Origin of the sequence: Labilithrix luteola, from assembly GCF_001263205.1 — a bacterium.
GTDB lineage: Bacteria > Myxococcota_A > Polyangia > Polyangiales > Polyangiaceae > Labilithrix > Labilithrix luteola.
The window spans coordinates 5,362,020-5,380,248 of sequence record NZ_CP012333.1 but is presented as its reverse complement, the minus strand read 5'-3'; the positions used below and the strand labels follow the sequence as shown (position 1 = coordinate 5,380,248).

The 18,229-nt window shown below is 66.5% G+C and carries 14 protein-coding genes; 6 read left to right on the top strand and 8 right to left on the bottom strand.

The features are described 5' to 3' along the window. Positions 1–77 precede the first annotated feature (77 nt). Genes AKJ09_RS23725 through AKJ09_RS23705 form a run of 5 tightly spaced genes read left to right on the top strand, consistent with a single transcriptional unit; the run spans position 78 to position 5,566 of the window. The gene (locus AKJ09_RS23725; RefSeq protein WP_146649490.1) at positions 78–515 is read left to right on the top strand and encodes an Ohr family peroxiredoxin; all 438 of its coding nucleotides are present in this window, start codon (positions 78–80) and stop codon (positions 513–515) included. Then, positions 512–2,158: a cbb3-type cytochrome c oxidase subunit I gene (locus AKJ09_RS23720; RefSeq protein WP_146649489.1), complete on the top strand. Its 1,647-nt coding sequence runs from the start codon at positions 512–514 to the stop codon at positions 2,156–2,158. Before AKJ09_RS23725 ends, AKJ09_RS23720 begins: the two co-directional genes overlap by 4 nt. Then, positions 2,155–2,778, top strand: a complete 624-nt coding sequence (locus AKJ09_RS23715) for a cbb3-type cytochrome c oxidase subunit II (protein ID WP_146649488.1) — start codon at positions 2,155–2,157, stop codon at positions 2,776–2,778. The genes AKJ09_RS23720 and AKJ09_RS23715 overlap by 4 nt, the downstream gene beginning before the upstream one ends. Then, positions 2,775–3,395 (top strand): c-type cytochrome, encoded by a 621-nt coding sequence (locus AKJ09_RS23710; protein ID WP_146649487.1) that lies wholly within the window; start codon positions 2,775–2,777, stop codon positions 3,393–3,395. The genes AKJ09_RS23715 and AKJ09_RS23710 overlap by 4 nt, the downstream gene beginning before the upstream one ends. Beyond that, positions 3,392–5,566: a heavy metal translocating P-type ATPase gene (locus tag AKJ09_RS23705; protein ID WP_146649486.1), complete on the top strand. Its 2,175-nt coding sequence runs from the start codon at positions 3,392–3,394 to the stop codon at positions 5,564–5,566. The genes AKJ09_RS23710 and AKJ09_RS23705 overlap by 4 nt, the downstream gene beginning before the upstream one ends. Before the next feature lie 164 nt (positions 5,567–5,730). Here AKJ09_RS23705 and AKJ09_RS23700 read toward each other — a convergent pair whose 3' ends face one another. From AKJ09_RS23700 to AKJ09_RS23680, 5 genes are all read right to left on the bottom strand, one after another. Then, positions 5,731–6,216: a hypothetical protein gene (locus AKJ09_RS23700; protein ID WP_146649485.1), complete on the bottom strand. Its 486-nt coding sequence runs from the start codon at positions 6,214–6,216 to the stop codon at positions 5,731–5,733. Further along, complete coding sequence (locus AKJ09_RS23695; RefSeq protein WP_146649484.1) at positions 6,213–7,409, bottom strand: porin family protein; 1,197 nt, start codon at positions 7,407–7,409, stop codon at positions 6,213–6,215. The genes AKJ09_RS23700 and AKJ09_RS23695 overlap by 4 nt, the downstream gene beginning before the upstream one ends. 85 nt (positions 7,410–7,494) lie before the next feature. Further along, positions 7,495–8,043 carry a YceI family protein gene (locus tag AKJ09_RS23690; RefSeq protein WP_169927796.1) on the bottom strand — a complete coding sequence of 183 codons (549 nt, stop codon included), beginning with the start codon at positions 8,041–8,043 and terminating at the stop codon, positions 7,495–7,497. 142 nt (positions 8,044–8,185) lie between these two features. Further along, positions 8,186–8,638: a c-type cytochrome gene (locus tag AKJ09_RS23685; protein WP_169927795.1), complete on the bottom strand. Its 453-nt coding sequence runs from the start codon at positions 8,636–8,638 to the stop codon at positions 8,186–8,188. Between the two features lie 946 nt (positions 8,639–9,584). Further along, on the bottom strand, positions 9,585–11,456 hold the full coding sequence (locus AKJ09_RS23680; RefSeq protein ID WP_146649481.1) for a protein kinase domain-containing protein: 1,872 nt from the start codon (positions 11,454–11,456) through the stop codon (positions 9,585–9,587). 92 nt (positions 11,457–11,548) lie between these two features. Between AKJ09_RS23680 and AKJ09_RS23675 the strand changes: the two genes are divergently transcribed. Then, positions 11,549–13,876, top strand: a complete 2,328-nt coding sequence (locus AKJ09_RS23675) for a thiamine pyrophosphate-dependent enzyme (RefSeq protein WP_169927794.1) — start codon at positions 11,549–11,551, stop codon at positions 13,874–13,876. On the opposite strand, the gene AKJ09_RS23670 is transcribed toward AKJ09_RS23675, so the two are convergent. The 3 genes from AKJ09_RS23670 to AKJ09_RS23660 form a co-directional block, all read right to left on the bottom strand. After that, entirely contained in the window at positions 13,873–15,063 is a 1,191-nt protein-coding gene (locus AKJ09_RS23670; protein ID WP_146649479.1) for an exo-beta-N-acetylmuramidase NamZ family protein, read from the bottom strand. The genes AKJ09_RS23675 and AKJ09_RS23670 overlap by 4 nt on opposite strands. Before the next feature lie 67 nt (positions 15,064–15,130). Then, positions 15,131–16,411 (bottom strand): hypothetical protein, encoded by a 1,281-nt coding sequence (locus tag AKJ09_RS23665; RefSeq protein ID WP_146649478.1) that lies wholly within the window; start codon positions 16,409–16,411, stop codon positions 15,131–15,133. A gap of 71 nt (positions 16,412–16,482) precedes the next feature. Continuing rightward, complete coding sequence (locus AKJ09_RS23660) at positions 16,483–18,078, bottom strand: serine/threonine-protein kinase (protein WP_146649477.1); 1,596 nt, start codon at positions 18,076–18,078, stop codon at positions 16,483–16,485. Positions 18,079–18,229: the final 151 nt, after the last annotated feature.

Sequence of the window (18,229 nt, the reverse complement as noted above, 5' to 3'; positions counted from 1 at the left end):
TCGGTCAGACTCGCCACGCGGCTCGCCCGGCGCACGCCGCGCACGCGTGGCATCGATGATGCACATGCGGCCGCGCGATGAAGACGGTATACACCGCGGTCGCGCTCGTGCGCGGCGGACGCGATGGGTCGGTGGCTTCGGACGACGGCGCCCTGACCTTGGAGCTACGTAGGCCCGAAGCAACGTGCGGTACGCGCGGAGCAACGAATCCCGAGCAGCTGTTCGCGGCCGCGTACGCCGCGAGCTTCGAGACTGCCATGCACGAGATTGCGAATCTCGTGCACAAGCAACTCGAGGACGCGCAGGTGCGAGCGCTCGTCTCGCTGAACCTGACCGATGACAAGAAGTACGTCCTTGGCATCGAGCTGCGCGGTCGCGTCGCCGGATTCTCGAGGGAAGAGACCTACGCACTGATGCACGCCGCACACGCCGTGTGCCCGTACTCGAACGCGACCCGAGAGAACATCGAGGTCACCATCGTCGCCGAATCCGCGAGCGAAGGGGAGAAGGCATGAACGCGGCAGTCCTCTCCCTCGTGCTCTTCACGTTTCTGGTGGGCATGGCAGGCCTGCTGATTCTTCTCTGGTCCATCACGCGCAATCGCGTCTCGTGGCAAAAGACCGGGGCGACCATCATCTTCGACGCTGGCGAGATCGGCCGAGTCGAGGAGCCGGCCGCCTCTGCGACCGACGTGGCCGCGCTGGCAGAGAGCGCGCATGCGCACGATTCGCGCGACGACGCTCGCTCCGCCGAGGACATCCAGGCTCGACGCGACGCCGACGTGTCCTCGCGCACGCCCGTGCTCGCCTTTCTCGCTTCGGCCATCGTCTGGCTCGTGATCGGCTCGCTGTACGGGGTCGTCTCTTCGCTGAAGATGACGTTCCCCGACTGGCTCACGGGCTCGGCGCCGTTCACCTTCGGTCGCGTTCGGCCGATCCACCTGAACGCGGTGATCTACGGATTCGCCTCGATGGGCGGCATCGCGATCGCGCTGTGGCTCATGCCGAGGCTCGTTCGCACGCCGCTGCGTGGAGGGAGGTTCGCGACCGCCGGCGTCGTCGTGTGGAACATCGGAATGGTGGCAGGGCTGCTCGCGATCGCATTCGGATGGACCGATGGCCTCGAGTGGCTCGAGTTCCCCTGGCCAATCGACGCGCTCTTCGTGATTGGCGGCGCGCTGGCCGGCGTTCCGTTGCTCCTCACGCTGCGCGCGAAGCGAGTGGCACACCTCTATGTCTCGGCCTGGTACCTCGGCGCGGCGTTCTGCTGGTTTCCCATCCTCTTCTTTGTCGCGAACTTCCCTGGCGTCCACTTCGGTGTCGAACACGCGACGATCAACTGGTGGTTCGCGCACAACGTGCTCGGCCTATGGCTCACGCCGATGGGACTCGCCATCGCCTACTACTTCATTCCAAAAGTCCTCGGCCGCCCCATCTTCTCTTATGGCCTGTCGCTCATCGGCTTCTGGAGCCTCGCGCTGTTCTACAGCCAGGTCGGCGCGCACCACCTGATCGGCGGGCCCGTTCCGACGTGGCTCATTGCGGTCTCCATCGTCCACAGCGTGATGATGTCAATCCCCGTCATCGCGGTGGCGATCAATCACCACATCACGATGCGCGGGCGTTTCGCGACGCTGAAGCACTCTCCGACGCTCCGCTTCGTCGTGGTGGGCGCACTCATGTACACGGCAACGTCCCTCGAGGGGTGCCTGGAGTCGATTCGTGCGCTGAACCGCATAACCCACTTTACCCACTTCACGGTCGGTCACGCGCATATGGGTCTTTACGGATTCGTCTCGATGGAGATCTTCGGCGCCGTCTATTTCATACTCCCCCGCCTCGTCGAGCGTGAATGGCCCTATCCGAGCCTGATTCGAGCTCACTTCTGGTTTGCGCTCGTGGGGATCGTCGTCTACGTGGGCGCGCTCTCGATCGGCGGCACGCTGCAGGGCCTCGCGATGCTCGACAAGGCGAAGCCGTTCCTCGACTCCGTTCGCGTGACGATTCCCTTTTTGCACGCACGCACTCTGGGCGGCGTCCTCATGACGTTCGGACACTTCGTCTTTGCGTACCACACGTGGGCAATGGCGACTGGGCGTGGGCCTGTCCGCACGTTCGCCGGCCAAACGCCCGTGCTCACCATGGAGAAAGCCGCGTGAATCGCCTGTCCGTCATCGTCTTCGGGAGCGTCGGCGTCCTGATCCTCACGGCCATGATCCTCGTGGTCATGCCGTACGTGCAGTTCATGGTCGTGCAACCCGAGGAGGGCCTCGCGCCGTACACGACAGAGCAGCAGCGCGGGCGCGACGTCTACGTGTCGCTCGGCTGCGTCTACTGCCACACGCAACAACCCACCGACCGCGCGTTCGCGCCCGACTCGGAGCGCGGCTGGGGTCGTCCGTCGACGCCGGGCGATTACGTCTACGACCATCCTCACCAGCTCGGGACGATGCGCACCGGTCCCGATCTATTCAACATCGGCGCGCGGCAATCGAGCGCGGGTTGGCACTACACTCATCTCTACAATCCACGAGCCGTGGTCCCCGGGAGCATCATGCCGGCGTATCCATTCCTCTTCGAGGTGAAGCGCGAGCTTGGCCCCGATGACGTCCGAGTCGACTTGCCGCCCGAGCTCGCACCCAAGGAAGGCTTCGTGGTCGCAAAGCGCGACGCCGCTGCGCTCATTGCCTATCTCGTCTCCCTCGATCACACGTATCCGTCGCGATATCTGAAATACACCTCCGAGCAAGCAAACCTGAATAGCGGTGCACCACGATGAAGGCCCATCAGGCAAACGCCCGCGAAGAAGGTGGGGCGACTGGTGGGGCGGCGCAGATCCGTCGAGAGAATCCGGAACCGGTCGAGTCGCGCGGCCCTCTGCCGGCGCTCTTCCTCGTACTCTTCGGAGTCTTCGGGGCGTCTGGGTTCACGTACCTGGTGCAGCACGGCGGCGACGACTTCTCGTTCGCGGGCGACGAGCGCTCGCCGCAGACCGTGGCGGCAAGCACGGAGGTGAACGGCCAGGCCGTCTTCCAGGCGAGCTGCGCGCCCTGCCATCAGGCTAGCGGGCTGGGCATACCGAAGACGTTCCCTCCGCTCGTGGGATCGACGTGGCTCCTCGAAGACAAGGAGACCCCCATCCGTATCGTCCTCTTGGGCCTCCAGGGGCCCATCGAAGTGAACGGCGAGCGCTACCAGAACACCATGCCGGCACTCCGCACGCTGCGTGACGCCGAGATCGCCGCGGTTCTCACGCACGAACGGAGCTCGTGGGGGAACCAGGCCCCGGAGATCACCGAAGAGGACGTACGGGCAGTCCGCGAGTCGCTCGCGGGCAGGACGGAACCGTGGAATGGAGGCGACGAGCTGCTTCTTGCTCGTCGAAAGGCTCCGTGACGTCGGACGCCCCGGAGGCAAGGAGCTGCGCTTCGTTCGCGATCGAGGGGATGTCGTGCGCGAGCTGCGCAGCACGTATCGAGCGCGTGCTCGCGCGCGAGTCGGGAGTCGCTACCGCGACGGTGAACTACGCGGCGGGCACGTTGTCGCTCGAGTGGGATCCCCGCCACTTCGACGCCGCTCGGGCGAAGGCGCGCATCGAGGCACTCGGGTACCGCGCGCACGAACGCGGCGGTGACAACACCGAAGAGGAGCTGGTCGGCCTTCGGATTCGCCTCGCCCTCTCCGCCTTCTTCTGCATGAACGCGATGCTCCCCTCGCTCGTGCTGTATGTCGGCGCAGTGGATGCGTCGGACGCGCGCGCACGCTGGTGGCTCGCGTTTGCGACCGGCGTGTTGACGCTGCCCACGCTGGCCTTCGGAGGCGCGCCATTTCTGGCGGGGGCCGTGCGTTCGCTGCGCCAGCACGCGCCCGGCATGGACCTGCTCGTCTCGCTGGGCGCCGTCGCGACGTTCGCGTACTCGGCGGTCGTCCTCTCGCTCGGCTCGTCCGACGTCTACTTCGACACGTCGGGCATGATAGTCACGTTCCTGCTGCTCGGCCGATTGATCGAGCGCTCTGCGCGGAAGCGCGGAATCGACTCGGTGCACTCGCTGCTCTCCTTGTCACCGCCTCTGGCACATCGGATCGATGACGGCGGGCTCGAGACCGACGTCGACGCGCGGACGGTCGAGCCCGGTGCCCGGATCCGCATCCGGCCTGGCGAGCGCGTTCCGCTAGACGGGCGCGTCGAGACCGGAGAGTCGTACGTCGATCGATCTCTGCTGACCGGTGAAGCGCGGCCTCTTCGGGTAGCGTCGGGTGATCTCGTCGAAGCCGGTACGCTGAACCACGACGGCGTCCTCTTGCTCGAAGTCACGAATGCCGTCGGCTCACGTGCGCTCGATCGGATTGCAGGTGCCGTGGATCGCCTCCTTGCGCGCCGTGCGCCAATGCAGGCGCTCGCCGACCGCTTCGCCGCCAAGCTCACCGTCGTCGTGCTAGTCACGGCGGCGCTCACGGCGCTGGTGAACCGCGCGCTGACAGGGAGCACATCCATCGCGCTCTTGAGGGCCGTCGCCGTGCTGGTGGTCGCATGTCCCTGCGCGCTCGGACTCGCGACGCCGATGGCTCTTCTCGTCGCCGCGGGGCGCGCCGCACGCCGGGGGATCCTCTTCCGTGACGGTGACGCCATCGAGCGCGCCGCCCGTATCGATTCGATCGTCTTCGACAAGACAGGCACCTTGACCACCGGCGCGCCGATCGTCACGGATCTCCTTCCCGCCCCCGGCGTCACGCGCGACGAGCTCGTTGCGTCCGCCGCCCTCGCCGAACAAGGAAGCGAGCACCCGTTCGCACGCGCGATTCGTGCGTCGACGGAAGCGCCGCTCGTCTTGGCCGGAGCGGCGCGAACGTTTCCCGGCAAAGGCGTCGAGTGGCGTGGAACGGATGGGACGCTCATCCGTGTCGGAGCGTTCCTGTTCGTGCGTGAGCTCGCTTCCGCGGCCGCCCCTGATCTCCACGCGCCCCACACAATCCCCGCGTCGAAGAGCGCCGTGCACGTGGCCAGCGCGGGACGCTGGCTCGGAACGATCCTCGTGGCCGACGCCGTTCGGGCGGACGCAGCAGGAGCTGCCTCCGCGCTTCACCGCCGTGGCATCGCTTGTGCCATCGCAAGCGGCGATCGCGAGGAGGTCGTTGCCGACGTCGCGCACCGGCTCGGGATCACCGCTGCGCGAGGTGCGGTCGATCCGGAGGAGAAGGCCGCGATGCTCGAAGTGTCCCGCCGCGAAGGACGCGTCGTTGCGTTCATCGGGGACGGCCTCAACGACGGCCCCGCGATCGCCGCCGCCGATTGTGGGATCGCGGCCCATGGTGCGACCGATGTCGCGCTCGGAGCCGCGCACGTCGTGATTCGAGCCGAAGGCATTTCGCACGTCGTCGAGGCGCTCGATCTCGCGCGGAAGACACGTCGCGTGATGAAGCAGAACCTCGGGTGGGCCCTCGGATACAACGTCATTGCAATTGCCCTGGCCTCCGCAGGCCTCGTGACACCGGTGATGGCGGCGGCCGCGATGGCAACGAGCTCGATCACGGTCGTGCTGAACTCTCTTCGCCTCGGACGGACCTGACGGATCTCCTCGGGGCGAAAATAGATAGCGCGCGAGAGAGGGCGCCGCGCGCGTTGACGTCCACGACGACCGTGAGGTCGAGGACTCAGAGAGGCCGTGCACCGGAGCAACCTTCATCAGCTCGCGAAGCGCCTGGGGATCCTCGATTCGGAATGAGTTCGAGCTCAGTTCCGACGCCGGCGCACGACCAGGAGGCTCAGTGCAACGAGCACGAAGGCCGCGGACCACGCCGGCGCTCGGGTCGGTGTGATCGTGGCCCCGCACCCATAGCGAGGAGGCGACGCGGTCGAGACGCCACCGCCACACGAACCTCCGTTCGATACGTTCGGATCCTGGCCTTGGCGGAGCTCGGTAACGTCGGGGACGCAGTCGCCGTCGCTGTCCGTCCCATCCGCCTCGAGCTTGTCCAGGGCCGACGCGAGCGAGCCGGTGTCGTACGCGACGAGACCGGCGCTTCGCATCGAGAGGGCGAAGGGCGTCGTCGCCGTCGTCGAGCTGGGCGCCCCCGCGTGGCAAAGCGAACAGTCGGGCGCCGACGCGAGACCGAGATCGCTCTGGAGCGCGGAAGGGAAATTGGGGGTGGCGCTCGCCGTCGACGAAAGCGATGCGAGCGCGGCGAAGGCCATGAGCCCGAGTGCGCGGTGTTTCACAGGTACCCGTGGAGCTGTGCGAGATAGAGGGTCTGTGTGAACGCGGGGCCTCCCGTGGAGAGGTGTTGCCAGATGGCGTCTCCGCGAACGTCGAAGTGAGGGAGGAAGAACCACGCGACGGAGCCCCACGCGCCATACGACAGGTCGACGCCGTGGGACGAAGGCCTCAACGTTTCCCCCGTCGCGATCAGATGCAGGCCTTGCCAGACTTCCACGTCGGCTTGGAGCAACGTCGCATGCCCCAAGGGTCCGCCGCGATCCGGCGACGAGGGCGACGAGGGCGTCGAGTTGACCAACAGATCGCCCTCCGCCATCACGACGAGGGGCTTCCACGGGGTGAATCGCGCAAAGAGCCCGTGGGACTGTCGCCAGAGCTCCGGATAGCCGGCAAGCTGAGGATCCGCCTCCACGTGCGTGACCTGGCTGCTCAGACCAGCGGCGATCTTCGGATGGGGTGACCATTCGATGTATCCGCTGTATCCGCGCTCGCGAAACCGATCGGGATTGATCTGATAGTTACCGAGAATGGCCATGATCTCGGCGCGCAGACCTTCGCCGTTCCACGCAAACGCAACGCCGTCTTGTTGCGCGGCGTTGATGTCCGTCCGCGTGCTGATGCGGACGAAGGTCTCGTGCTCGATGATCCGAAGGCCGTAGGGCAGGTTCATGCGCCCGGCGCGAAGCAAGAACTCGTTGTCGGAACCGAGATCGACGCCCAGCCAGTGGACGCGCGAAATCAGGTTGTCCGTTTGACGATGCGTGATCGCCGCGGCCTGCGCACCATTATGGTCATAGCCAATGCTGCCATTCGCGCGGAAGCGACCGAACGTGAGCTGACCTTCCAGGTCCGCCTGCATCTGAATCCAGCGCGACGTGGTCGTCGAGGGCGCTCCAGGGACCGAGAGATGCTGATTGAAGTTCAGTAGCCGGTAATCCCCTCCGAGCAAGAGCGGACTCGGCAGCGGGACGAGACCAAAAGCAAAATCCTTGATCTTGCCGGGCTCCTCGTCGGTCGCATCCTTGCCATAGCGGCTGGCGAGGAGCACGACGCCTTGTGCTCGTCCGTACTCCGTGAGGAGCCCCCCACCGGACGGATCGGCGTGACATTGGACGCAGCCGTTGTACTCGTGGCGAATCATCCACGCGTAAGCGCTGGCAGCGCGCGTCCAAGCCAGAGTCGAAACGACGGCCACGACGAAGACCAACCACGAAGGCAGCCGCCTCCGGGTACGTCGGAAGAATCTCTTCATTGGCACTGCAAACGAACGAGTGAACCGTTCAGCTGTCTTTCGTATGGAACGTGACGGCGATATCGACATTCGGTTTGACCGTGACGCCGAGATACGAAGGAACGTTGATACCAAAATCGGTCATCTTCACTTGCGTGGCACCCGTTACGTCGATTCCGTCCTGCCCTGGGCGGGCGGTGTAATGGATCTTCGCGGGTCGCGACACGCCGTGGATGGTGATTGTTCCGTCGGCATCACCGCTCACTGCCCCCGCTTTCGGAAACTGCAAGTTGCCGCGCGGGACGACGAACTCGGCCGTCGGGTACTTCGCCACTTCGAGATACTTCTCACGCATGTGTCGATCGCGAAGTGCAATTCCCGTCGCGAGACCATCGAGCGCCACCGTCACGCGAACGTCGGGCCCGTCTTCACGGACGGCCAGGGCCTTGGTGGTCCCTTCGATCTTCATTCCGCCGGGCCCCGCCGCGTCGAACGTCACCGAGCTTTGCGAGGCAGGCCCTAGCGCCGCGCCGGCCGTTAGCGGGACGAGCGCCAGGAAAGGAACAACGAGCAGGACCTTGGACTTCGTCGCGGACATAGAAGGCTCCTTGGCGCCACTCTTCGACGAGGTGGCGCCACATGAACCAGGTGCCCTGAAGTCGCCGACAGCAGGCGGGCAAATCGTAAGCCCGCCCCCGCGCGATGCAGTCGTCAGCGGGCCTGGGCGCAGCGCAGCCCAATCATTTGACGGCGGGACAGTCGGTCGCCGGAATGTCCTTCGACACGGCCGGCACGCTTCGTAGATAGGCCACGAGGTTGGCGACGTCGGCATCACTGAGACTGCCGAATTTCGGCATCACCGAACAAAGCGACTTTCCCTCGTCGTCGACGCCGGTGCGAATGGCCGCTGCGAGCTGCTCGTCGGACCAACCTCCAACGCCGGTTTGCTCGTCGGACGTCACGTTCGGTGCATTGACGTTCGGATTGCCGGGGATCCCCGATGCGCTGCCCGCATAGTCGGCTCCGTGACAGCTCGCGCAGGCATTCTTCGTCGCGATCGTCTTACCAAGATCGACGGACGCGGCATTCGTGGTGCCGCCAGCGTCGGAGGATGAGGACGACGACGTCGTCGAGCTCGAACAAGCCATGGCGAAAGGAAGAACGGCGAGAAACAACGTGTGTACGCGGTGCATGAAGCCCCTTTGGGAGGTCCGCTTGCGGGACGAATGAGTGGTTGCGAACCAGTACCGTGACCGCGCCAACATCAGGCCAGGGCGGTCATCCCGTTTGGCTTCGGTTTGGCTTCGATGCCTCAGCCCATCACGCGAGGCTCATCCCCCTCACCCACCAAGATTGTGGACGAAGCATGGATCACGCACTCACGAAGAACAGGCGCGCATGACCGTTCACGAGGCGTCGAGTGCGCCCTCGCCGTGAACACCGCTCACGAAGGCGCCGAGCGCGCACTCGCAGAGAACACGCGGGCGAGACAGTTCCCGAACGCGTCGAACGCGCACTCGCAGACCACGCGCGCAAGACCATTCCCGAACGCGTCGAACGCGCACTCGCAGACAGCGCGCGCGAAACCGTTCCCGAAGGCGTCGAACGCGTACGTCACAGAGCCAAAGCGTGATCGCCCGAGCGCGCTGCCGCCTCACGATGTACTGCAAGCGAGAGCTACCGGTCAGGAACGAGCGAACGAGCGCAGCGAGTTCGCGAGTACAAAATAAGTGTGCCCAGGCGGGCTGACCACCTGGGCACGGGGGGCTCGCGCGTTGGGGGAGGGGCGCGCGCGAACCGATGCTCGCTACGACACGCGAAGCAGTGCTCCGCGTGCGAGCGAGCGTCTACGAGTCACGAGACATCAGACAGAGACCTGACGAAACGAAAAGAGACTCACAACGTGACGTAACGAGACACCTGCGAGAAAACTGCGGCAATGCGGGGAGGCAACAGCCGCAGCTGATTCTCAACATGGGGACGCAACGACGACAATCAAGGGCCTGAACCCGAGAATGTCGTCGTTCGCCCCGCGACGGTGAAGCTCATCCGCGAATGTCCGCAGAAGAAGGCGGATCGACGCGATTCGGACGCGCCGTATGCCTCAGCCCTATCGCGGGCGGGTTCGCGCGCGCTGCGTCAGTCGCAAGACAAGGTGACGGGCACGTCGAAGGCCGGCTCGCCCGTGACGTCGGCACCGTGGAGTTCGAGCGCCACGGTCTTGCCCGTCGATTGCGCGATGCAATGAGCAACGGGCGCCGGACAAGCGGCACAGCTCGCGCCGTGGAACGACTTGTTGTCGCCGAACCGAAGGCGCACCGAGGTGGAGATCGGCGTCGCCGGCTTCTCCTTCATGCGCTGCGCGCAGGTGTTCCACGCGGCGGCGGTCCCGTTCAAGCGCAGGTCCTTCGCGTTGACGGAGCCGGTCCCTTTCGGAGCCCCGAGGTGCGCTTTGCATGCGGCCGGGTTGAACGAGGGCGCAGCCTGCGAAGGCGTCGGAGCGGGCGTGGGTGAAGCCGCGGGGGCCGCCGATGTCGTCGTCGTCGCGGACGGTGACATCGCCCCCGACGTCGCTGCCGATGGCGATGGCGATGGCGCAGGTTCGGACGACGCGGGCGACGCCGATGCCGACGGAGCAACCGCGCGCTCGGTGCCCTTCACCGACGCCGATGCCGCCGGGCGAGCCGACGCCGAGGTCGAGGCCGAGGCCGAGGCCACGACGCTGATCTTCGGCGCCTTCGGTGCACTATGCACCGAAACAGCGGACGGCGACGCCGATACGCTCGCGTTCGGAGCAACGGCTGCGGGAACGGCAACCGCAGGCGCGCTTGCGGTCGTCGCCGGCGCTTCGGATGCCCCTCCCTCCGAAAGCGAGTGCGCATAGGCGGCACCAACGCCGATGACCACGATCATGACCGCGGCTCCGATGAACAAGCCCACGCGCGACTTCTTCGGTGGCTCGGTGCCCGCGGCGAGGCCAGGCGGCGTCACACGCGTCACCGCTGCGCTCAGCGCGGGTGCAACGGCAGGAGCTTTGACGGTCGCGCCGAGAGCATCGGCCCTGGGCGTGCTCGCCGACCTCGCGTCGATGGCGCTACGCAAAGCCATGCGCATGTCACGCGCTGTCTGGTAGCGATCTTCCCGTTCCTTCGCGATGGCCTTCACGCACACCGCCTCGAGGCCCTTGTGAACGTCGGGGTAGATCTCGTGGGGCGCTGGCGGGTTCGCGGTCACGTGCTGCAAGACGACCGCGAGCGCGTGCTCGCCGGTGAACGGGGTCCGTCCGGTGAGGAGCTGGTAGAGGATGACACCCGCCGAATAGATGTCGGAGCGCGCATCGAGCCTTTCGCCGCGCGCCTGCTCGGGCGACATGTACTCGGGCGTTCCAACGACGAGCCCGTGCGTCGTGAGGTTGTGGCTGATCGAAGCGCCTTCGCTGCCGTCGGCCCCCTTGCTCGTGATCTTCGCGATGCCGAAGTCGCAGACCTTGACGAGGTACCGCCCCTCCTCCCCATCGTTGCGGCCGGGAAGGATCATGAGGTTCTCGGGCTTGAGGTCGCGATGGATGACGCCCATCTCGTGGGCCACGCCGATCGCCGAGAGCGCCTGTGCGAGAATGTCGACGATGTCGGAATCCGAGATCGGCCAGTCCTCGTGGATGACGCGGTAGAGGTCGCGCCCCTCCACGTATTCCATGGCGATGTAGAGCAGGCCGTCGGCCTCTTCCCCGGAGTCGATAACGCGGATGGAGTTCGGATGATCCAGGCGCGCTGCGGCCTTCGCTTCGCGCGCGAACCGAGCTGCGAAGCTCGCCTCCTGTGCGATCGAACGGTGCATCACTTTGATGGCAACGTTCTTTTCGAGCGCCGGCCACCGTGCGCGATAGACGGCGCCCATCGCGCCGCCACCCAAGAACTTCTCGACGACGAACTTCCCTGCGATCGTACGACCGAGGACGGACGGATCCCCACCCGCGGAAGCCGCCTGGGTAGGGTCTCTGCCTTCGCTCATGCCGCCGAGTGTAACCAACGGCGTGGGCCGACGGCTACCGGGACGTCCGATGGAGCGCACCTATGGTCGAAAGGTCGCGCATGGTAGACAACATGTCGGCCGCCCCCATGCCGCTCCTTCGCGCTCGCAGGTCCGTCGAACGACTCCTGGCCGCCTGCTCGAGCAGGCCGAGCGGGCCGAGCGGGCCGGACGCTCAGCGGCTCTCCGCGCCGCGCTTGGACCTCGAACGCATCGCGCCAGCGTTGGCACGCGAGCTCTTCCTCTCGCAGCTCCATTGTCGCCTGGTCGACGTCGAGGCCCACGAGCTGCGTGCGCGCAACGAGGGGTACTACACGATCTGCAGCGCTGGACACGAAGGTAATGTCGCGCTCGGTCACCTCACGCGTTCGACCGATCCGGCGCTCCTCCACTACCGTAGCGGCGCATTCTTCCTCGCCCGCGCCCGCCGTTCCGCTACGCACGCGCTTCCGAACGACGCGCATCCCGGCATCTTCGAGCTGCTCCTGTCGCTCGCAGCCTCGTCCGACGATCCCATCTCCGGCGGCCGTCACAAGGTGTTCGGCAGCGTCCGTTGGGGGATCCCTCCGCAGACGAGCACCATCGCCTCGCACCTGCCGAAAGCGGTCGGCATGGCGGTGGCCATCGATCGAGCTGCGCGACTCCGACAGCGCGCGTTCTCGAACGTCGTCCACGAAGGAACCGTGGCGACCGAGCCCGATTCGATCGTCATCTGTTCCTTCGGCGACGCGTCGCTGAACCATTCGACGGCGCAAGGCGCGCTCAACGCGGCCTCGTGGGCGGCATTCCAGCGAGTTCCGGTTCCGGTGCTCTTCGTCTGCGAAGACAACGGCATCGGGGTCAGCGTGCGTACGCCGGAAGGCTGGGTCGAAGCCCGCATGCGAGGAATGCCGGGAATGACGTACGTTGCAGGCGACGGGCGCGACCTCTCGTCGGCGTACGAAGCATCGGCACGCGCGGTCGAGATCTGCCGCACGAAGCGAACACCGGTCTTCCTCCACCTGCGGTGCGAGCGCGTCTGGGGTCACGCCGGGAGCGACGCCGACAGCGAGTACCGCACGCACGACGAGATCGCAGGTGCTGAAGAGCACGATCCGGTGGTGCTCTCGGCCCAATCGCTGCTCGATGCTGGCGTGATGACGGGCGACGAGATTCGCCGCGAGCTCGAGAACGTATCGGAGGCGGTGAAGAAGCTCGCGCGCGAAGCCGCGTCACGGCCGAAACTGAAGACGCGCGCCGAGGTCATGGAGCCGATTGCGCCGAGTCGTCCGGAGCGCGTGGCGGAAGAGGCACGACGCACGGGCTACGCCGAGCGCGCGGCCGATGCGGACAAGCCGAAGCCGCTCGGCCACGGCATTCGCGCAGCGCTCGGCGATCTCATGCGGAAGTACCCCGAGATGCTGATCTTCGGCGAGGACGTAGCCGAGAAAGGTGGCGTCTACGGGGTGACGGTCGGCCTGTGGAAGGCCTTCGGGCCCGCACGCGTCTTCAACACGCTGCTCGACGAGCAGACGATCCTCGGCATGGCGATCGGCGCCGGGCAGGTCGGGCTCTTGCCCGTGCCCGAGATCCAGTTCCTCGCCTATCTCCACAACGCCGAGGACCAGCTTCGCGGTGAAGCGTCGACGCTCTCGTTCTTCTCGCGTGGACAGCTCACGAACCCGATGGTCGTGCGCATCGCCGGCCTCGGCTACCAGAAGGGCTTCGGGGGCCACTTCCACAACGACGACAGCCTCGCGGTGCTGCGTGATCTGCCGGGCGTCATCGTCGGCGTGCCTTCACGCGCGGACGACGCGGCAAAGATGCTGCGCACGTTGACGGCCGAAGCGCGCGTCGATGGTCGCGTCTGCGCGTTCGTCGAGCCTATCGCGCTCTATCACACGCGCGATCTCTTCCCGGGCGACGGAGCGTGGCAGTTCCCTTTGCCTCCGCAAGGTGAAGCCATCACCGTCGGCGAGGTCGGCGTCTACGAGGAAACCAAGCTCGTCGCCGATTCGAAGCGCGCTCGGCCGAACGTCGTCGACCTCGCGATCTTCACGTACGGCAATGGCGTGCCGATGAGCCTTCGCGTCGCCCGCGCGCTCGCGCAGAAGAAGGTAAAAGCACGCGTCATCGATCTGCGCTGGATCGCGCCGCTTCCCGAAGAAGCGATCCGTCGTCACGCCCAGGCAGCCAAGGCCGTGCTCGTCGTCGACGAGTGCCGTCGGTCGGGCAACGTCTCCGAAGCCATCGCCGCGCTCATCGCGGACGACGGCACGCTGCGCACCAAGCCTTTCGCGCGCGTCACATCGAGCGACTCGTTCGTTCCTCTCGCCGAGGCAGCGAACCTCGTTCTGCTGCAGGAGCCGGAGATCTTGGAAGCCGCGATGAAGCTCACCACCTCCTCGAAGAGCAAACGCTAGACGCGACGGACCTTCGCGGCGGCGCTACGCGCGCTCTCCATCATCGACGCTTCGTCGGCCCCCGTGGCAGACACCAGCTCCGCGACGTCGCGCGCGGGCGCTCCAGCGAGGATGGCCTCCCGTGCTTCCGCCGAGCCCGTCAGGATGTCGAACGCCGGGATCGTATCGACGAATTCGTACTTCTCCGTGCGAAAGCGGAACTCGTCGGGACGCTGGTGATGGGCAAGCGCGATGAGCGCCACGTACGTCGCGACGGGTCGGAAGGCCGTCGCGTCCGTCACGTGGATCTGGACACCGCCGCACGACTTCTTGCCGTGCTTGTGGAACGTCGGTTCGAACGAGAGCGCACGCGGGAAGAACCCGGGGAGCTTCGTGGCCATGAGATCGGAGGCGAGGCGCTTGCCGTCGATCCAAGGCGTTCCGGTGATCTCGAACGGACGTGTCGTGCCGCGGCCGTCGGAGAGATTCGTGCCCTCGAGCAAACAGCCGCCCGGGTACACGAGCGCCGTGTCGTAGGTGGGCATGTTGGGCGACGGCATGACGAACGCCCGATCCCAGGCGCTCGCATGCGCTTCGCGGGCAAGGCCCTCGAGCGACACGACGGTCACGAGATCGGCATAGCCCTCGACCTCTGCACGCCACGCGACGATCTCGCCGATGGTCATGGCATGACGAATCGGCGCCTCCTCGAGGCCCACGAACGAGAGGAATCCCGGCTTCTGGAGCCGGCCTTCGATCTGCGTCGTGCCGAGCGGATTCGGGCGGTCGAGCACGATCACGCGCACGCCCGCATCGCGACACGCACGCGCGACGAGCACGGCGGTCCACACGAACGTGTAGTAACGCGCGCCGACGTCTTGGAGATCGACGAGGAGCACGTCGAGGTCCTCGAGATCGGCCGGCTTGGGCGAGAGATCGTCGAAGTGCTCACCGTACAGGCTCACGATGCGCGTGCCGCTCTGCCCTTTGGCATCGCCCACGCCGATCATGTCCTGCGCCTCCCCTGCCCATCCGTGCTCCGGCCCGAAGAGGACGCGCGGGCGAATGTCGAGCCCGCCGAGGACGTCGAGCACGTGGACCAGTCCGCGGTTCACCGACGCGGGGTGAGCGAGCAGGCCGACGCGCGAACGCGCGAGCTCCGAGACGAGAGAGCCGAGTTCCGGGAGACGATCGAGTCCGGTCTTCACGCCCGCGATGCTACTCGGGCACGCGCCGGTCTCCCGGGATATTCGACGAGGAGCGCAGGTTGTCGCCTCAAAGTCCGAACAGGATCCGCACGACGACGAGCGGAGTGGCCCCGAGCGCAGCCGCTGCGAACGCGAGCGCGGTCAAGCTGGCGGCAAGGTCCGTTCGCCGCGCGCGATGGTCGGCGAGCGATCCCGCGAAGGCCGACGAATAACGCAGCCCACCCGCGTCGCGGTACGTCGGAAGACCACGCTGTTCTCCATCGAGCACGATCGGCCCGATCGGTAGCGAGGCAGCGATGGGCACCAAGACGGGCTCGGACGTCGTGCTCAGCTCGACGCGGCCACCGCCCAGATGACGAGCCCCGATCAGCGTCAGCCTCGCGGCGCGCTTCCGTAGTCGATTCGCGACGACCATCGCGACGACCGCGATGAGGGACCCGAACGCGCCACCGATACGCCAGCCGGTCGGCGCGGAGAGGCGATGCGCGGCGATGCGCGGTGTGACCGACACACTCGTCCAATCAGTCCTCCGGAGCGCAGAGCGTGGGGACCAGCAAGTATCCCCGAGACACGGCACATTCTGGGACTCGACGACGACCAAATCCAAGATCGGATCGGTTCGGAAGCGAACGGCCGGGCACGGCGCCGACGTCCCCACCGCGTTCAAGGTGACGGCGCCTCCGGCACCACCGATCAGGTCACACTGCGCGAACGTCGGTTCGGGAGGCCCCTCCTGCGAAGGCACGGTCTGGATCGGGTGACGTTCGTAACGGAACGGTTGCCCATCGAGAACGACGGTGCCGTTCACCTCGACGCTGCGCGCCGGCTCGAGAGAAGCAACGTACGAGTCGGCGTCGGGGAATCGCAGCTTCGGCACTTCGAACGCGGTGACGACGAGCACGGTGGCCGTCGCGACCGTCGCGAGCCCACGCATCGTCGAATCCCATCGACGTCGGACGCCGAGCGCGCCGAGGCCCAGACCTCCCATGAAGCCCCAAAAGCCCGCGATCGGCCCCACGATCATGAGCATCGACATCATCGCGGTCCCACATCGCACGCCGTCGGTTCCCCAGACGATCGGCACGTCGGCCTTCGTCGCGGCGGCGACGGCTCCGATGAACGACCAGCACGCCGCCGCAATGCCGGCGACGATCCCTGCGCGCGGCGCCTTCGAGCGCGTGGCCACGACGAGAACCCCGACCATCACCGTCGCGATGACCGTGAAGACGAGGCTGACCGAGAGGCGGTCAACGAGCGATACGAGCCCCACACCGACGATCGGCAAGCCAAGGGCCACCGGAAGCGCGAGGCGAAAGGCGCGCGAGAGGTCGGGGGCGGTCGGCTCCATCAGAGAAGAGTACGCGCGGCGAGCGCGGCTATTCTCTTGGGGAGCGAAGTTGGTGGCAGGATGTGCGCACGCTAAGGTGACGTCGCGTCGTCTTGCGGCTCGGAGGTTCCTTCCGGCATCGGAACGGCGCGAGGCGTAACGACACGCGGGGCGGACGGCACCGGAGCCGAGCGTGCCGGGGCGACGTGTTCGGAAGGCTGTTCGTCCTCCGAGTCCTCGACGGCCGGATTCGGCTTGAACGTCGGAAGCTCGTCCGCGGCAGGACGTTTCTTGGCCGGCGTCGCCGTGGAACCCGACGTCGAGGGAGCCGCCGACGCCGAGCCGCTGGCAGTCGCCGAAGGCACCGCGCGTGGCGCAGCCGACGCCGACGCCGTTGCCGTTGCCGCCGGACGATCCGCCGACGCGGAGGGCGTCACGGCAGGCGTGGCCGAAGGAACGACGGGCGGAGGCGCGGGCGTCGGAGCAACCGTCGGCTCGGTGGTCATGACAGGAGGCGCCTGCGTCGACGCGGGCGGCGAGACGGGACTCGAAGCCGACGCCGCATGACTCCCACCTTGATGCGTGACGACCGCGAGGATCGCCGAGACCATCGCGAAGGCGGTGCCTCCGATGATCCACTTCGACGACGATCGCGCCCGCTCCGGCGGCAAGAGACTCGCCGAGAGCGGCGCCATGCTTGGATACGACTCCGGCGGAGGCACACTGGGAAACGAGGGAGGCGGTGCGGCGACGCTCGGATACGCCTCCGGCGGCGCCACGAGATCGGGCAAGGGCAATGTGTCGACGCGACCGCGGAAGACCTGCCCTTGCAGCGAGAAGGCCGCGAGGAAGGCGTCGGCCATCGCACGCGCGTCCTGGAATCTCTCCGTTCGCTCGCGCGCGCATGCTCGTTCGAACCACGCATCGAGTGACGAAGGAAGCTCGGGCGCGATCGCGGAGATCTTCGCGCGCGCCGTATGAATGGCCAGCGTGATGGCACCGACCGTCGAACCTTCGAACGGGCGTCGCCCCGTCAGCACCTCGAAGGCGACGACGCCGAGCGACCAGAGATCCGAACGCGCATCGGTCGGCTCGCCGATGATCTGCTCCGGGCTCATGTAATAGGGCGTTCCAACGAGCTGCCCTGTCGTCGTCTTCACCGGCATCCCGAGCTGCCGCTTCGCGGTTCCGAAGTCGAGCAGCTTCACGAAGCGCTCTCCGCCATACGGCTCGCAGAGGAACACGTTTTCCGGCTTGAGATCGCGATGCACGATCCCGATCTCGTGGGCCTTGGCCAGAGCGAGCGCGAGCTGGCTCACGAGGGAGAGCGCGTCGCGTGCGGGCATCCGCCCGTAGCGCTGGAGATAGAGCGCGAGGTCGCAACCATCGAGCTTCTCCATCACGATGTAGGGCCGTCCGTCGTCGGTCGTGCCCGAGTCGAACACCGTCACCACGTGCGGGCTGCGAACGGCGGCAGCGATCGCCGCTTCACGAGCGAACCGCTCGGTCGCTCCGTCACGACCTTCGAGATCCTCGGCCATGAACTTCACGACCACCTGAGTCCCGAGCGCTTCGTGCTCGGCGATCCACAGCCTGCCCATGCCGCCTTCCGCGAGAGGACGCACGAGACGGATCGCTTTGGTGACGTAACTCCCTGGCCTTAGCTCTTCCACCATCTCCTCGCTCACGGGCACGACGGAGCCCGAAGGAAGCGCGCAGCGTAGCGCGTGAGATTTCCGACGCGAGCGCGAGCCTGGTCCTTCTCACCATCCCCGCTTCGCAAACGTTGCGTGCCGTATTGCGGTTGTTTCTCGGGCTACCGAACGGTGGTAGAGTCGA

Bases quoted from the DNA above. Each gene is read 5' to 3' on its own strand.
- AKJ09_RS23685 (WP_169927795.1), bottom strand. From the start codon at position 8,638: ATGCACCGCGTACACACGTTGTTTCTCGCCGTTCTTCCTTTCGCCATG.
- AKJ09_RS23675 (WP_169927794.1), top strand. From the start codon at position 11,549: ATGTCGGCCGCCCCCATGCCGCTCCTTCGCGCTCGCAGGTCCGTCGAA.
- AKJ09_RS23710 (WP_146649487.1), top strand. From the start codon at position 2,775: ATGAAGGCCCATCAGGCAAACGCCCGCGAAGAAGGTGGGGCGACTGGT.
- AKJ09_RS23665 (WP_146649478.1), bottom strand. From the start codon at position 16,411: ATGGAGCCGACCGCCCCCGACCTCTCGCGCGCCTTTCGCCTCGCGCTT.
- AKJ09_RS23690 (WP_169927796.1), bottom strand. From the start codon at position 8,043: ATGTCCGCGACGAAGTCCAAGGTCCTGCTCGTTGTTCCTTTCCTGGCG.
- AKJ09_RS23725 (WP_146649490.1), top strand. From the start codon at position 78: ATGAAGACGGTATACACCGCGGTCGCGCTCGTGCGCGGCGGACGCGAT.
- AKJ09_RS23720 (WP_146649489.1), top strand. From the start codon at position 512: ATGAACGCGGCAGTCCTCTCCCTCGTGCTCTTCACGTTTCTGGTGGGC.
- AKJ09_RS23680 (WP_146649481.1), bottom strand. From the start codon at position 11,456: ATGAGCGAAGGCAGAGACCCTACCCAGGCGGCTTCCGCGGGTGGGGAT.